Below are 15,417 nucleotides of genomic sequence, written 5' to 3'. Positions count from 1 at the left end.
TAGGTCGGAAATCCCTCGAAAGGTCGGCACCGAACTCGGCGGCGGCGGTTGTCATGCCATGAGCAAAAAGAAACGCGCCGCGAAACCTGCCGAGCCGGTGTTCGAGATCGACAAGAAAGTCCGCAAGGCGCTGCTACCGTATCGCGAGACGAAGCCCGTCGAGGCGATCGGCCGGCTCAGCCAGATCGGCGATCAGGCGCAGTTGCGGGTCTTGGCCGGGGGAACCGTCGTTTTTGGTCTGGTTCGGTGCGATCCGCGCATGATCGGGGCCGGGGTCCGCATGCTAATAGCGCACGAAGTCGCCACGCTGATGAAGGATTTCGTCAAGCGACGCGTGATCCGCGCGCGGCCGCGCAGCGCCGCGGGCAAGGAACACAAGCCGCGCAAGGGGCGGGACACCCGCAAGGAGGCGTCGAGCTTTCCATCGGGACACAGCGCGGGTGCGGTCGCCGTCGCGCGGGCCGCAGCGGCGGTCTATCCGCAGCACGCTGCCGCTGCGAATGCAGCAGCAGCGGGCGTCTCACTCGCGCGGATACCAGGCTGTGCGCACTACCCGTCCGATGTGGCCGCAGGCGCCGCCATCGGCGCGGTCGCAGCCGGGCTCGTCAACGCGGCGTGGCGACAAGCCGCACGGCTGGTCGCGCGGCGCGCCTGAACGCGAAAAGGGCGGCCCGCTGGTGCAGGCCGCCCTCTCGAACGTCTCGAAGAAAGAGACGAGGTAAGTAAGCGAAAGGCTTACTTGAGCTCGACGGTGCCGCCGGCTTCCTCGATCTTCTTCTTGATGTCTTCGGCTTCCGCCTTGTTGACGCCTTCCTTGACGGCCTTCGGCGCGGCTTCGACCAGCGCCTTGGCTTCGGTCAGACCGAGGCCGGTGATGGCGCGGACTTCCTTGATCACCTGAATCTTCTTGCCGCCGTCTCCGGTCAGGATGACGTCGAATTCGGTCTGCTCTTCGGCAGCCGGACCGGCGTCGCCACCGGCGGGGGCAGCAGCCACGGCCACGGCAGCAGCGGCGGAAACGCCCCATGCTTCTTCCAGGGCCTTGGCAAGGTCAGCCGCCTCGAGGACGGTCAGCTTCGACAGTTCTTCAACAAGCTTGGCGATATCGGCCATGATGTTCACTCCAAATTAGGGCCGGGCCAGTGGCTGGATTGCCGTGGCCCGAGAATTGTTGCTTCCGGGAAAAACCGCTTACGCAGCGTCCTTGGCGGCATAGGCGCCAAAGACACGGGCAAGCTTGCTGGCGGGCGCGTTGACGAGCTGGACGACCTTGGTCGCCGGCGCGTTGACGAGGCCGATCAGCTTGGCACGCAGCTCGTCGAGGCTGGGCATCGAGGCGAGCGCCTTGACACCTTCCGCGTCGAGCACCTGGCTCCCCATCGATCCGCCGACGATCTCGAGCTTGTCGTTCGTCTTGGCGAAATCCACCGCGGCTTTCGCCGCCGCCACCGGGTCGGTCGACCAGGCGAGGCCCGTGGGTCCGGACAGAAACTCGTCCAGGCCCGTATAGGGGGTATCGTTGAGTGCCAGCTTGGCCAGACGGTTCTTCGCTACCTTGTAGGTCGCACCGGCGTCGCGCATCTTCGTACGCAGGGCGGTGGACTGGGCCACCGACATGCCGAGGTTGCGGGTGACGACCACCACAGCGACCTCGTTGAAGACTTCGCTCAGCTCGGCGACCGCGTCGGCTTTCTGCGAACGATCCATGCCTTGCTCCTTCATTATGGCCGCGGGCGGACCCGCGACCGGCTCACGTTGCCACCCGCGCCGAAGCACGAATGGGCGAGTCCACCGATGGGGAAGGAGCGGTGCGAACACCGTGCAGGCGACCACCCATAAGTGTGATCGCGAAAAATCTCGTTTCCCCGTCTAGGCTGGAGATTAAGGCCGGGCGATTCCCGGCCACCAACTGTCTCGGACGGACGCCCTGCACGCCTCTTGCAGATGCAAAGAGGCCCGCCGGACGGGGCGGGCCTCTAGACTAAAGCGGCGCGAAGTCAACTGCGCGCCGTTTGGCGATCGCTTAGCGCTTGGCGTCGCGTTCTTCCTGAAGGCGCTTCGCCTCGGCCTCGAGACGGTCGGCTTCGGCCTCGTTCACGTCCTCGACCCGATCGGCACGCTCTTCGAGGTTTTCGGCAGTTTCGTCGGCGATCTCGGCCTCCTGGGCGTCGGTCATGGCCGAGCCGGCGGGGGACGTATCGGTCGGGCCGACGGCACTGGTGTCGGTCGCCATGGCGTCGTCGGTGGCTTCGGCGGCGGTCATGTCGCCTTCGGCAACTTCGGGGGTGCTGTCACCACAGGCTGCGAGGCCGAGAACGAACGGAAGGGCGGCGAAAAGTGCGAGTTTCTTCATAGGAATTCTCCTGATATCTGCGCCATACAATCGCCACAATCTGACAAGGTTCCCGCCGGACCCGCGCTTGCTGCGGGCCCGGCGGGTGTCTGTCCGGGGGACCAGGGGTGGGGACGGGTATCACAATCCCCGGAGAGAGACGGTCACTCGGCGGAGCTTGTCGGGCGGTACCCAAGCAGGTCACCGGGTTGGCATTCCAGTTCGCGGCAGATCGCCTCGAGGGTGGAAAACCGGATCGCCTTGGCCTTGCCGGTCTTGAGAATGGACAAGTTGGCGAGAGTGAGGCCGACACGTTCCGCCAATTCGGTGAGTGTCATCCGCCGGGCGTAGAGCAGGTCGTCGAGTGTAACCACGATGCTGGTTCCTTCTTCGGCTGGCATCACACCGTTCCTTCAAGGTCTTCGCGCATCGCGGCACCGCGACGGAACACGCGCGCCAGGATGAACAATACGAGGATAAGGACGATCGCGCCGCCATCGATTCCCATGTCGGCATCGACGTGGATGTCGTCGGCTTCCTTGAAAACCTCTGCCAGCCAGAGGACCATCGCCCCCATAGGTATCGCCAGCAACTGCGTGCCGACTGCGATCCATCCCATGCGCGAAAGCCGATCGGCATTCTCGGGTACGAAGGGGTCGCCTTCTCCGACCGTGTTCACGATCCGCCGCAGCAGGACCAGGAACCAGATCATTAGCGCCAGAAAGGCGGCTAGTCCGACAAACATGAGGCCAAGCGCGCCGAACAGTTCGGTCCCTACTTCGACCCCTTCTGCGGAAACCGCAGCCAGGATCCGCTCCTGGTTGAGCAGCATCACCGGTATGCCGATCGCGATCGCCGCGATCACGAAGGCAAAGACGCCGATGAAAAACGTGATGATGAGCCGCGCTGCAGTAAGCAGCGGATCCCTAATGATGGTCTGCACGAGAAAGTCCCCTTTGGCCGGTCGGCTTCGCGATGCGATCAGGCGAGTTGGACTGTGCCGACCGGTGCCGGCGCACCAGGTACGGACACTGCCTGCTGAAACGTCACCAGAGTTAGGAGGAGCGAGGCGGCGATGGCGAGGATGTAGTTCGAATAGCGCGTCATTTGTTGAACTCCAATACGGTTGATGTCGATAATCGATAAACACGCTAAAAATTATCGTCAATCGATAAATATCGAAAAACGATAATTGATTGATCGAGAAACGAAAATTTTGGGCCGAGCGTGGGGTGACAGGGTCGAACAGGCCCGCGAATCGCCTTGGACTCGTTTGACTCGTCTGGGTCGCCTGCCTATATGCGCCCCCGACCGCTCGCTTCGGGCAAGGTCTGTCGTTGCGCGGCGACGGACCAAGGAATGGAAGCGGCGTTTCCATAATCGCGATGCACAGTCCTGCAGCCGGCCTCCGGAAGGGGTGCGTTTGTGCTGCGGGCTTTTCGCGTCACGGTTCTCGCTCGCGCACGAGATTCAAGGCACCGCCGCTCTCCGCGGCGAAGATGAAGAGGCGATATCCCTCCTATGGCTACCAAGGCGAAGGCTCCGGCCCCGACCCGCACCAAGCAAACCGGCACCGCGAAGAAGCGCATCCGGCGCATTTTCGGCGACATTCACGAAGTCGTGAAGATGCCGAACCTGATCGAGGTGCAGCGCGAGAGCTACGAGCAGTTCCTTCGCTCCGACAAGTCCACTGGATATGTCTCCGGCCTCGAGAAGACGCTCCGCAGCGTATTCCCGATCCGCGATTTCGCCGGTACCGCCGAGCTCGATTTCGTGCACTACGAACTCGAGGACCCCAAGTACGACACCACCGAGTGCCGTCAGCGCGGGATCACTTATGCGGCGCCGATGAAGGTGACGCTGCGCCTGATCGTCTTCGAAGTCGACACCGAGACCGAGACCCGGTCGGTGCTCGATATCAAGGAGCAGGACGTTTACATGGGCGACATGCCGCTGATGACGCACAACGGCACCTTCATCATCAACGGCACCGAGCGTGTCATCGTCTCGCAGATGCACCGTTCGCCGGGTGTGCTGTTCGATCACGACCGCGGCAAGACCCACTCTTCGGGCAAGCTGCTGTTCGCCGCGCGGGTGATCCCGTACCGCGGTTCGTGGCTGGACTTCGAGTTCGACGCCAAAGACATCGTCAACGTTCGCATCGACCGCAAGCGCAAGCTGCCCGTCACGGCGCTGCTTTATGCGCTCGGTCTGTCGGCCGAGGAAATCCTTCACCACTTCTACGAAACCGTTTCGTGGAAGCGCGCGAAGGATGGCTGGAAGGTCCCCTTCACCGCCGAGGCATGGCGCGGCCAGAAGCCGGCGTTCGCGCTCATCGATGCCAAGACCGGCGAGGAAGTCTTCCCCGCAGGCCAGAAGATTTCGCCCCGTGCCGCCAACAAGGCTGCCAAGGACGGGCTTGAGGCGCTGCTGATTCCGACCGAGGAAATCTTCGGTCGCTACGCCGCCAACGACCTCATCGACGAGAAGACCGGCCGCATCTGGATCGAAGCCGGGGATGAAGTCGGCCCCGAGAACCTCGAAGCGTTGGACAAGGCAGGCGTCGACCAACTCGACCTGCTGGACATCGACGACGTCAACACCGGCCCGTGGATCCGCAACACGCTGAAGGTCGACAAGGCCGAGAACCGCGAAGAGGGCCTCGAGGCGATCTACAAGGTCATGCGCCCAGGCGAGCCGCCGACCAAGGAGACCGCCGAAGCCCTGTTCGAAGGCCTGTTCTTCGACGGCGAACGGTATGACCTCTCGGCCGTGGGCCGCGTAAAGCTGAACATGCGCCTGGGCCTCGATGCCGAGGACACCGTGACCACCCTGCGCAAGGAAGACATCCTTGCCGTGGTCAAGGAGCTGGTCGGCCTGAAGGACGGCAAGGGCGAGGTCGACGACATCGACAACCTCGGCAACCGCCGTGTCCGCTCTGTCGGCGAACTGCTGGAGAATCAGTACCGCGTCGGTCTGCTCCGCATGGAGCGCGCCGTGAAGGAGCGCATGAGCTCGGTCGACGTGTCGACCGTGATGCCGAACGACCTGATCAACGCCAAGCCCGCCGTTGCCGCGGTGCGCGAGTTCTTCGGTTCGTCGCAGCTCAGCCAGTTCATGGACCAGACCAACCCGCTGTCCGAGGTCACCCACAAGCGCCGCGTGTCGGCTCTCGGGCCGGGCGGTCTCACTCGCGAGCGTGCCGGCTTCGAAGTGCGCGACGTTCACCCGACGCACTACGGCCGCATCTGCCCGATCGAAACGCCGGAAGGCCCGAACATCGGTCTGATCAACTCGCTCTCGACCTTCGCCCGCGTCAACAAGTACGGTTTCATCGAGACGCCCTACCGTCTGGTCAAGGACGGCAAGGTGTCCGGTGACGTTGTGTACCTGTCGGCCATGGAAGAGCAGAAGCATGCGGTTGCGCAGGCTTCGGCAGAAACCGATGGCGAAGGTCGCTTCGTCGAGGACCTCGTGTCCGCCCGTCAGAGCGGCGAGTTCGTGATGCTGCCCAACGACCAGATCACGCTGATGGACGTTTCGCCCAAGCAGCTCGTCTCGGTCGCCGCATCGCTCATTCCGTTCCTCGAGAACGACGACGCCAACCGCGCGCTCATGGGATCGAACATGCAGCGCCAGGCGGTGCCGCTCATCCAGGCCGAGGCTCCGTTCGTGGGCACCGGCATGGAAGAAACCGTGGCGCGTGACAGCGGCGCGGCGATCACCGCCAGCCGCGGCGGCGTGGTCGACCAGGTCGACGCGACTCGCATCGTCATCCGCGCAGTCGGTGATGTCGAACCCGGCCAGTCGGGCGTCGACATCTATCGCCTGCAGAAGTTCGAGCGTTCGAACCAGTCGACCTGCATCAACCAGCGCCCGCTGGTGAAAGTAGGTGACGTGGTCGAGCAGGGCGACATCATCGCCGACGGTCCGTCGACCGAGTTCGGCGAGCTGGCGCTGGGCCGCAACAGCCTCGTCGCGTTCATGCCGTGGAACGGCTACAACTACGAGGACTCGATCCTGATCTCCGAACGCATCGTGAAGGACGACGTTTTCACCTCGATCCATATCGAGGAATTCGAGGTCATGGCGCGCGACACCAAGCTCGGGCCGGAAGACATCACGCGTGACATCCCGAACGTCGGCGAGGAAGCGCTCCGCAACCTCGACGAAGCGGGCATCGTCTACATCGGCGCCGAGGTGCACCCGGGCGACATTCTTGTCGGCAAGATTACGCCGAAGGGCGAAAGCCCGATGACGCCTGAGGAAAAGCTCCTCCGCGCGATCTTCGGCGAGAAGGCCAGCGACGTGCGCGACACGTCGCTTCGCCTGCCGCCGGGCGTGGCCGGTACGATCGTCGACGTGCGCGTCTTCAACCGCCACGGCATCGAGGTCGACGACCGTACCCGCGCGATTCAGAACCAGGAGATTGAGGCGCTCCGCAAGGACAGCCAGGACGAACGTTCGATCCTCAACCGTGCGACCTACAACCGCCTGCGCGAAATGCTGGTGGGTCAGGTCGTTTCGGCAGCGCCCAAGGGTGTCAAGAAGGGCGAGACGATCACCGAAGAGCTGCTCGAAGGGATCGAGCGCTTCGAGTGGTTCAAGTTCGCCGTCGCCGACGATGGTCGCCAGGCCCAGATCGAAGCGATCAAGGGCCAGTACGACGAGGCCGTCGCGGTCATCGACGACCGGTTCGAGGATCGTAAGGAAAAGCTGGAACGCGGCGACGAGCTCGCTCCGGGTGTCCTGAAGATGGTCAAGGTCTTCGTCGCGGTGAAGCGCAAGCTGCAGCCGGGCGACAAGATGGCCGGCCGCCACGGTAACAAGGGTGTCATCTCGCGCATCCTGCCTGCCGAGGACATGCCGTTCATGGAAGACGGCACTCCGGTCGACATCGTGCTGAACCCGCTTGGCGTGCCTAGCCGCATGAACGTGGGCCAGATTTTCGAGACCCACCTTGGCCTTGCCGCACGCGGCCTCGGCCAGCAGGTGACCGCGGCGCTCGACGAATGGCGCGAGGCGAATCCCGATCCGGAGGCTGCCGCGGCACCGACCGCGGTCGTCGAGAAGCTGAAGGAAGTGTACGGCGAACAGTACCACGCCGACATCGAAAGCCGCACGGCTGCCGACATCATCGAGATGGCCGGAACTCTGAAGAACGGCGTGCCGTTCGGAACGCCGGTATTCGATGGTGCGCGCGAGGCGGACGTGTCGGCCATGCTCGAGCAGGCCGGCCTGCCCACCTCGGGCCAGGTGACGCTGTTCGATGGACGGTCGGGCGAAGCCTTCGACCGCAAGGTGACCGTGGGCTACATCTACATGCTGAAGCTTCACCACCTGGTCGACGACAAGATCCACGCGCGCTCGATCGGGCCCTACTCGCTCGTCACCCAGCAGCCGCTGGGCGGCAAGGCGCAGTTCGGCGGACAGCGCTTCGGCGAGATGGAGGTCTGGGCGCTCCAGGCCTACGGCGCGGCATATACCTTGCAGGAAATGCTCACCGTGAAGTCGGACGACGTCGTCGGTCGGCAGAAAGTCTACGAGGCGATCGTCAAGGGCGACGACACCTTCGAGGCCGGCATTCCGGAAAGCTTCAACGTGCTGGTCAAGGAAATGCGCAGCCTGGGACTCAACGTCGAGCTGTCGTCGATCGACGTCGGCGAAGACGGCGAGCCGCTGGCCGAGGCGGCGGAGTAAATCGGCGGGGGCCACGCCTGCGTGGTCCCCTCCCACTCCGCCCAGAGAAATTCACCCGTAAGGGACTAAAGCCATGAACGAACTTTCGAAATTCACGAACCAGCTCGCCAAGCCCGAGACGTTCGACCAGATCCAGATCGGCATCGCCAGCCCCGAGCGTATCCGCTCGTGGTCGTTCGGCGAGATCAAGAAGCCGGAGACCATCAATTACCGCACGTTCAAGCCCGAGCGTGATGGCCTGTTCTGCGCGCGCATCTTCGGTCCGGTGAAGGACTACGAGTGCCTGTGCGGCAAGTACAAGCGCATGAAGTACAAGGGCGTCGTCTGCGAGAAGTGCGGCGTCGAGGTGACCGTGACCAAGGTGCGTCGCGAGCGCATGGGTCACATCGAGCTTGCAGCTCCGGTCGCGCACATTTGGTTCCTGAAGTCGCTGCCTTCGCGAATCGGCCTGCTGCTCGACATGCAGCTCAAGCAGCTCGAGCGCGTGCTGTACTTCGAAAGCTACATCGTCACCGAGCCCGGCCTGACCCCGCTCGAGAAGTTCCAGCTCCTCACCGAGGACGAACTGCTCGACGCGCAGGACGAGTATGGTGAGGACGCCTTCAGCGCCGGGATCGGCGCCGAGGCGGTGAAGTTCATGCTCATGGACCTCGACCTCGTGGCAGAGCGGGATGCCCTGCTCGAAGAGCTCGAAACGACCAAGTCGACGCTCAAGCCCAAGAAGATCATCAAGCGGCTGAAGGTCGTCGAGAGCTTCATCGATTCGGGCAACCGTCCCGAATGGATGATCCTCGAAGTGATCCCGGTCATCCCGCCCGAATTGCGCCCGCTGGTGCCGCTCGACGGTGGCCGCTTCGCGACGTCGGATCTCAACGATCTCTATCGCCGCGTCATCAACCGCAACAACCGCCTCAAGCGCCTGATCGAGCTGCGCGCGCCGGACATCATCGTTCGCAACGAAAAGCGCATGCTGCAGGAAGCCGTCGACGCTCTGTTCGACAACGGCCGCCGCGGCCGCGTGATCACGGGTGCCAACAAGCGTCCGCTCAAGTCGCTGTCCGACATGCTCAAGGGTAAGCAGGGCCGGTTCCGCCAGAACCTGCTCGGTAAGCGCGTGGACTATTCGGGCCGTTCGGTCATCGTGACCGGTCCGGAACTCAAGCTGCACCAGTGCGGCCTGCCCAAGAAGATGGCGCTCGAACTGTTCAAGCCGTTCATCTACGCGCGCCTCGACGCCAAGGGTCTGTCGATGACCCTCAAGCAGGCGAAGAAGTGGGTCGAGAAGGAGCGCAAGGAAGTCTGGGACATCCTAGATGAAGTCATCCGCGAACACCCGGTCCTCCTGAACCGCGCTCCGACGCTCCACCGCCTTGGCATTCAGGCGTTCGAACCGGTGCTGATCGAAGGCAAGGCGATCCAGCTTCACCCGCTGGTCTGCGCCGCGTTCAATGCGGACTTCGACGGCGACCAGATGGCCGTGCACGTTCCGCTGAGCCTCGAGGCCCAGCTGGAAGCGCGCGTGCTCATGATGAGCACGAACAACATCCTGTCGCCTGCCAACGGCAAGCCGATCATCGTTCCTTCGCAGGACATGGTGCTGGGCCTGTACTACCTGTCGATGGATCGCGAAGGCGAGCCGGGCGAAGGCATGATGCTGTCGGACATGGCCGAAGTGCACCAGGCGCTTCACGTCGGTGCGGTCACGCTGCACTCGAAGATCGTCAGCCGCGTTCCCCAGACCGACGAAGCCGGCAAGGAGTACATGCAGCGGGTCGAGACGACTCCGGGCCGCATGCTGATCGGCGAATGCCTGCCAAAGCGGCACACCGTGCCGTTCGACGTCATCAACCGCCTTCTCACCAAGAAGGAAATCGGCGACGTCATCGATCAGGTCTATCGTCACACCGGTCAGAAGGACACGGTGCTGTTCGCCGACGCCATCATGGCGCTGGGTTTCCGCCACGCGTTCAAGGCCGGCATCAGCTTCGGCAAGGACGACATGATCATTCCCGACAGCAAGGAAGGAATGATCGAAGAAACCAAGTCGCTGGTGGCCGATTACGAGCAGCAGTATCAGGACGGCCTGATCACCCAGCAGGAAAAGTACAACAAGGTGATCGACGCCTGGAGCCGTTGCGGCGACACGGTGGCGAACGCCATGATGGACGAGATCCGAGCCCGTCCCAAGGACGAGAACGGTCGTGAGGCGCAGATCAACTCGATCTACATGATGAGCCACTCTGGCGCCCGTGGTTCGCCGGCGCAGATGAAGCAGCTCGCCGGTATGCGCGGTCTGATGGCCAAGCCTTCGGGCGAGATCATCGAGACTCCGATCATCTCGAACTTCAAGGAAGGTCTGACCGTTCTTGAATACTTCAACTCGACCCACGGCGCACGCAAGGGCCTCGCGGACACGGCGCTCAAGACGGCGAACTCGGGTTACCTGACTCGCCGCCTCGTCGACGTGTCGCAGGACTGCGTGATCGTGCAGGACGATTGCGGCACCGAGCGTGCGCTCGAAATGCGCGCGATCGTGCAGGGCGGTTCGGTGATCGCTTCGCTGGGCGAGCGTATCCTCGGTCGCACCACGGCCGAAGACCTAGTCAACGCCAAAACCGGCGAAGTCATCGTCAAGGCGGGCACCCTGCTCGACGAGCCGATGGTCGCCGAGATCGAGGCTGCCGAGGTGATGTCGGCCAAGATCCGCTCGCCACTGATCTGCGAGGCCGAACAGGGCGTGTGCGGTACCTGCTACGGTCGTGACCTTGCCCGCGGTACGCCGGTGAACATCGGCGAAGCGGTCGGCGTCATCGCGGCGCAGTCGATCGGCGAGCCGGGTACCCAGCTCACCATGCGCACGTTCCACATCGGCGGCGCGGCGCAGCTCAACGAAACTTCGCACCTCGAGGCGATTTCGGAAGGCCGCGTGGAATACCGCGACATGCCCACGATCGTCGACAAGCGTGGCCGTATCCTCAGCCTCGCCCGCAACGGCGAGATCGTGGTGATCGACGCCGAAGGTCGCGAGCGCGAGCTTCACCGCGTGCCTTACGGTACGGTGCTGATGCACAAGAGCGGCGACATGGTGACGATCGGCGAACGGCTTGCCGAATGGGATCCGTTCACCCTGCCGATCATCACCGAACAGTCGGGTATCGTGCGCTTCCAGGATCTCGTCGACGGCGTGACGATGGAAGAACGCGTGGACGATGCGACGGGCATCGCCCAGCGCGTCGTTACCGAACTGCGCGCGTCGAGCCGCAAGAAGAAGGACGACCTTCGTCCGCGCCTGACCCTGCTGGGCGAGGAAGCGGGCAAGAAGGGCGAAGAGACCGAGGCCCAGCGCTATATGCTGGCTCCGGGCACCTCGCTCTCGGTCGAGGACGGCCAGCAGGTCGAAGCGGGCGACATTCTTGCCCGTGCGAGCCGCGAAGCCGCCAAGACCCGCGACATCACCGGCGGTCTGCCGCGCGTCGCCGAACTGTTCGAGGCGCGCATGCCCAAGGACGTTTCGGTGATCGCCAAGATCTCCGGCCGGGTCGAGTTCGTCCGCGAGTACAAGGCGAAGCGCAAGATCGCGATCGTGCCCGAGGAGGGGGATCCGGTGGAGTACCTGATCGCCAAGACCAAGGTGATCGACGTCCAGGAAGGCGACCACGTCAAGAAGGGCGATACGCTGGTTTCGGGCTCTCCGAACCCGCACGACATCCTGGAGGTCATGGGGATCGAGGCATTGGCCGAGTACCTCGTGAACGAGATCCAGGAAGTCTATCGACTCCAGGGCGTGAAGATCAACGACAAGCACATCGAAGTGATCGTTCGCCAGATGCTGCAGAAGGTCGAGATCACCGACGGCGGCGACACGGTGCTGCTGCCGGGCGAACAGGTCGACCGCGAGGAGATGGACGAGATCAACGGCAAGCTGGGCAAGGGCAAGTCGCCCGCCAGCGGGACCCCGGTGCTGCTCGGCATCACCAAGGCCTCGCTCCAGACGCGTTCGTTCATCTCGGCGGCCTCGTTCCAGGAAACCACTCGCGTGCTTACGCAGGCGGCGGTCGAAGGAAAGAAGGACAGCCTGATCGGGCTCAAGGAGAACGTCATCGTCGGCCGCCTCATTCCGGCGGGTACCGGCGCGGGCATGAACCGCATGCGGGTCGCCGCGTCGGGTCGGGATGCCGCGCTGCGCGCCGCATGGCGCAAGGCACAGGATCACCTCATCATGGCGAACACCGCCGAAGAGGAGCACGCTGCCGAGCTCGAGCAGGGTCCGGAAGCGGCGATCGGCGACGATCCGCTGGCGGTGATGGAGGGCGAGACCCACGGCACCGACGCGGATGCAGGCGAGTACCTGCAGCAGAGCGACGAGGCTCCGGTCGAGGATACCGAAACCGAAAGCTGAGCCGCTCACGAGCGACAAAAGGAAAACCCGCCGGAGCGATCCGGCGGGTTTTCTCTATTCCGGATGCGATGAATTCAGCGTTTTCGGCCGAGGATTTCTGCGTGCCAGCCGATGTGGTCGGCCATGAACGTCGAAATGAAGTAGTACGAGTGGTCGTAGCCTTCTTGCATCCGGATCGTCGCATCGATCCCGGCTTCGCGGCACGCCTTTTCCAGCAAGTGGGGTTTCAACTGCTCGTCGAGGAACGGGTCGGCGGTCCCCTGGTCGACCAGAAGCGCAGGCAACCGCGCGCCGTCGGCGATCAAGGCGCACGCATCGTACGGGGGCCAGGCCGCGCGATCGGGCCCGAGGTATCCGCCAAGCGCCTTTTCGCCCCACGGACAATTCAGCGGGCTGGTGATCGGGGCGAATGCGCTGGTCGAGGCGAACCGCCCCGGATTGCGCAGGCTGATCGTCAATGCGCCATGCCCGCCCATCGAATGCCCCGTGATGCCCTGTTGATCGACGTCGATCGGGAAATGCGCGGCGACCAGCGCCGGAAGCTCGTCTTCGATGTAACTGCGCATCCGGAAATGCTCGTCCCAGGGGCTGCAAGTCGCGTCGACGTAGAAGCCCGCACCTTGCCCGAAGTCGTAACCCTCGGCATCCGGCACGCCCTCGCCGCGGGGACTTGTATCCGGCGCGACGAAGACGATGCCGTGCTCGGCGCAAGCGGCGCGATATTCGCCCTTCTCGGTCACGTTGGCGTGGGTGCAGGTCAGGCCGGAAAGAAACCACAGCACCGGCAGCTTGGTGCCGGGCGCATGGTCGGGCACGAAGACCGAGAACTGCATGTCGGTGCCCGTGGCGGTCGAGGGATGGCGGTAGACCCCCTGGACGCCGTCATAACTGCGGATCTCGCTGACGGTTTCGATTGTCATGGAGCAGTTTCCTTCGTCGGGATCGCGGCGATGATCGGCGCGTGGCCCCAGTGCTTCAGCAGACTCGCCACGTCCTTGCCCGCCAAGCCGAGCGTGCCGGTGTTGCGCAAAGGGTGGACGTTGATCCTGTGCGCTTCGGCCAGGGTGGTATCGAGCGCGACGCCGACGCTTCCGGGCGCGGCATTGATCATCGCGAGCGGCGTCACCGAGCCGGGTTCGATCCCCAGCAACCGGACCATGTCCTCGGGCTTGGCGAAGCTTACCCGCTTGCACCCGATGGCATCCGGCAATGCCTTGAGGTCGACCCGCGCCTCCGCTGGGACGGTGACGAGCCAGAAGTCGCCCGCCGCATCCTTCAGGAACAGGTTCTTGGTATGGGCACCGGGAATGTCGCGATCGATCGCCTGGCTTTCGGCGACGGTGAACACCGCCACGTGCTCGTGCGATCCAAAAGATATGCCGAGCGCGGCGAGGTCGGCCATGAGGCCAGTCTCGCCGCGCCGGCTTATCGTCACATCCGGTGAAGCGCGCAAAGCTTGTTGCCGTCGGGATCGCGCAGGTAGGCGAGGTACATCTTGACCGCGCCGCCGTCGCGAACGCCCGGCGGATCCTCGATCGCGGTCCCGCCGTTCTCGATCCCGGCCTGATGCCAGGCGTCGGCCTGCTCGGGCGTCATCGCGAAGCCGACGGTGCATCCATTACCGGCGGTCGCCCCGTTACCGTCGATCGGCTTGGTGACCAGGAACACGCCGCCGTTGTGGACGTAAACCAGGCGCCCCTTCGGATCGACGCTGCCTTCGCGGCCGCCCATCGCCTTGAACGTGGCATCGTAGAATTTCTTCGACCGGTCGATGTCGTTCGATCCGACCATCATGTGGCTGTACATCGGGCTCTCTCCGTGATTTCCGTTGCGACTTGCTACCCGTATCGGCGCAGTCGAAGGCGTCAATAGACCACGACGCTGCGGATGCTCTTGCCGGCGTGCATCAGGTCGAAGGCGGTGTTGATCTCCTCCAGCCCCATGACGTGCGTGATCATGGGATCGATCTCGATCTTGCCGGTCATGTACATGTCGACGATCTTGGGAACGTCGGTGCGGCCCTTGGCGCCTCCGAACGCGGTGCCGCGCCAGTTGCGACCGGTGACGAGCTGGAACGGGCGCGTGGCGATCTCCTTCCCCGCTTCGGCGACACCGATGATGATCGAGGTGCCCCAGCCGCGATGGCAGGCTTCCAGCGCGGTGCGCATCACTTCGGTATTGCCCGTGGCGTCGAAGGTGTAGTCGGCCCCCCCGTCGGTCATTTCGACGATCTTCGCGACCGTCTCCTCGCGGCTCATCCCCTTGGAATTGAGGAAGTCGGTCATGCCGAAGCGGCGGCCCCACTCCTCGCGGTCCGGATTGATGTCGACACCCACGATCCTGTCCGCCCCGGCCAGTCGCGCGCCCTGGATCACGTTGAGGCCGATCCCGCCGAGTCCGAAGACCACGACATTGTCGCCGACCTGTACCTTCGCCGTATTTATCACCGCGCCCACCCCGGTGGTCACGCCGCAGCCGATGTAGCAGCTCGACTGGAACGGCGCGTCCTCGCGAATCTTGGCCACCGCGATCTCGGGCAGGACGGTGAAGTTCGAGAACGTCGAGCAGCCCATGTAGTGATGGATCGTCTGCCCCTTGTACGAGAAGCGCGACGTGCCGTCCGGCATCAGGCCCTGCCCCTGCGTGGCTCGGATCGCGGTGCACAGGTTGGTCTTGCCTGAAAGGCAGCTTTTGCACTGGCGGCATTCCGGCGTGTAGAGCGGGATCACGTGATCGCCCGGCTTGACCGAGGTGACCCCGGCGCCGACTTCGCGCACGATCCCCGCGCCTTCATGGCCCAGGACGCTCGGAAATATGCCCTCGCTGTCCAGGCCATCGAGGGTGTAGGCGTCGGTATGGCAGATGCCTGTCGCCATGATCTCGACCAGCACCTCTCCGGCCCTGGGGCCTTCGAGGTCGAGTTCGACGATTTCGAGCGGTTGCTTGGGCGCAAAGGCTACGGCGGCGCGGGTTTTCATCGAACGAT

General features: G+C 63.8%; 12 protein-coding genes. 3 read left to right on the top strand and 9 right to left on the bottom strand.

The genetic code is table 11. The features are described from left to right. Positions 1–58 precede the first annotated feature (58 nt). The gene (locus tag AR323_RS00295) at positions 59–655 is read left to right on the top strand and encodes a phosphatase PAP2 family protein (RefSeq protein ID WP_057881959.1); all 597 of its coding nucleotides are present in this window, start codon (positions 59–61) and stop codon (positions 653–655) included. 80 nt (positions 656–735) lie between these two features. Here the strand turns inward: AR323_RS00295 and rplL are convergent, their stop codons facing one another. The 5 genes from rplL to AR323_RS14785 form a co-directional block, all read right to left on the bottom strand. Further along, complete coding sequence (rplL, locus tag AR323_RS00290) at positions 736–1,113, bottom strand: 50S ribosomal protein L7/L12 (RefSeq protein ID WP_057882540.1); 378 nt, start codon at positions 1,111–1,113, stop codon at positions 736–738. A 78-nt stretch (positions 1,114–1,191) separates the two neighbouring features. Further along, complete coding sequence (gene rplJ, locus AR323_RS00285; protein ID WP_057882539.1) at positions 1,192–1,707, bottom strand: 50S ribosomal protein L10; 516 nt, start codon at positions 1,705–1,707, stop codon at positions 1,192–1,194. 316 nt (positions 1,708–2,023) lie between these two features. Beyond that, complete coding sequence (locus tag AR323_RS00280; protein WP_057881958.1) at positions 2,024–2,353, bottom strand: hypothetical protein; 330 nt, start codon at positions 2,351–2,353, stop codon at positions 2,024–2,026. Positions 2,354–2,496: 143 nt separating this feature from the next. Next, the gene (locus AR323_RS00275; protein WP_057881957.1) at positions 2,497–2,733 is read right to left on the bottom strand and encodes a helix-turn-helix domain-containing protein; all 237 of its coding nucleotides are present in this window, start codon (positions 2,731–2,733) and stop codon (positions 2,497–2,499) included. Then, complete coding sequence (locus AR323_RS14785) at positions 2,733–3,275, bottom strand: DUF2975 domain-containing protein (protein ID WP_057881956.1); 543 nt, start codon at positions 3,273–3,275, stop codon at positions 2,733–2,735. The genes AR323_RS00275 and AR323_RS14785 overlap by 1 nt, the downstream gene beginning before the upstream one ends. A gap of 578 nt (positions 3,276–3,853) precedes the next feature. Here AR323_RS14785 and rpoB point away from each other — a divergent pair. Then, on the top strand, positions 3,854–8,032 hold the full coding sequence (gene rpoB / locus AR323_RS00265; RefSeq protein ID WP_057881955.1) for a DNA-directed RNA polymerase subunit beta: 4,179 nt from the start codon (positions 3,854–3,856) through the stop codon (positions 8,030–8,032). Between the two features lie 73 nt (positions 8,033–8,105). Beyond that, a complete protein-coding gene (gene rpoC, locus AR323_RS00260; protein ID WP_057881954.1) occupies positions 8,106–12,431 on the top strand; it encodes a DNA-directed RNA polymerase subunit beta' in 4,326 nt (1,441 codons plus the stop codon). A gap of 74 nt (positions 12,432–12,505) precedes the next feature. Here the strand turns inward: rpoC and fghA are convergent, their stop codons facing one another. Genes fghA through AR323_RS00240 form a run of 4 tightly spaced genes read right to left on the bottom strand, consistent with a single transcriptional unit; the run spans position 12,506 to position 15,409 of the window. After that, on the bottom strand, positions 12,506–13,351 hold the full coding sequence (fghA, locus tag AR323_RS00255; protein ID WP_057881953.1) for an S-formylglutathione hydrolase: 846 nt from the start codon (positions 13,349–13,351) through the stop codon (positions 12,506–12,508). After that, positions 13,348–13,833, bottom strand: a complete 486-nt coding sequence (locus AR323_RS00250; RefSeq protein ID WP_057882538.1) for a prolyl-tRNA synthetase associated domain-containing protein — start codon at positions 13,831–13,833, stop codon at positions 13,348–13,350. The genes fghA and AR323_RS00250 overlap by 4 nt, the downstream gene beginning before the upstream one ends. Positions 13,834–13,862: 29 nt before the next feature. Continuing rightward, entirely contained in the window at positions 13,863–14,237 is a 375-nt protein-coding gene (locus AR323_RS00245) for a VOC family protein (protein ID WP_057881952.1), read from the bottom strand. A gap of 59 nt (positions 14,238–14,296) precedes the next feature. Continuing rightward, entirely contained in the window at positions 14,297–15,409 is a 1,113-nt protein-coding gene (locus AR323_RS00240; protein ID WP_057881951.1) for an S-(hydroxymethyl)glutathione dehydrogenase/class III alcohol dehydrogenase, read from the bottom strand. Positions 15,410–15,417 lie beyond the last annotated feature (8 nt).

This window comes from Tsuneonella troitsensis, assembly GCF_001441535.1.
GTDB classification, from domain to species: Bacteria; Pseudomonadota; Alphaproteobacteria; order Sphingomonadales; family Sphingomonadaceae; genus Tsuneonella; species Tsuneonella troitsensis.
Note: the sequence above shows the minus strand (reverse complement) of the source record. Positions and strands in the feature narration are given on the sequence as shown.

Bases quoted from the DNA above. Each gene is read 5' to 3' on its own strand.
- rpoC (WP_057881954.1), top strand. From the start codon at position 8,106: ATGAACGAACTTTCGAAATTCACGAACCAGCTCGCCAAGCCCGAGACG.
- AR323_RS00295 (WP_057881959.1), top strand. From the start codon at position 59: ATGAGCAAAAAGAAACGCGCCGCGAAACCTGCCGAGCCGGTGTTCGAG.
- fghA (WP_057881953.1), bottom strand. From the start codon at position 13,351: ATGACAATCGAAACCGTCAGCGAGATCCGCAGTTATGACGGCGTCCAG.
- rplJ (WP_057882539.1), bottom strand. From the start codon at position 1,707: ATGGATCGTTCGCAGAAAGCCGACGCGGTCGCCGAGCTGAGCGAAGTC.
- AR323_RS00250 (WP_057882538.1), bottom strand. From the start codon at position 13,833: ATGGCCGACCTCGCCGCGCTCGGCATATCTTTTGGATCGCACGAGCAC.
- AR323_RS00240 (WP_057881951.1), bottom strand. From the start codon at position 15,409: ATGAAAACCCGCGCCGCCGTAGCCTTTGCGCCCAAGCAACCGCTCGAA.
- rpoB (WP_057881955.1), top strand. From the start codon at position 3,854: ATGGCTACCAAGGCGAAGGCTCCGGCCCCGACCCGCACCAAGCAAACC.
- AR323_RS00280 (WP_057881958.1), bottom strand. From the start codon at position 2,353: ATGAAGAAACTCGCACTTTTCGCCGCCCTTCCGTTCGTTCTCGGCCTC.
- AR323_RS00275 (WP_057881957.1), bottom strand. From the start codon at position 2,733: ATGCCAGCCGAAGAAGGAACCAGCATCGTGGTTACACTCGACGACCTG.
- AR323_RS00245 (WP_057881952.1), bottom strand. From the start codon at position 14,237: ATGTACAGCCACATGATGGTCGGATCGAACGACATCGACCGGTCGAAG.
- rplL (WP_057882540.1), bottom strand. From the start codon at position 1,113: ATGGCCGATATCGCCAAGCTTGTTGAAGAACTGTCGAAGCTGACCGTC.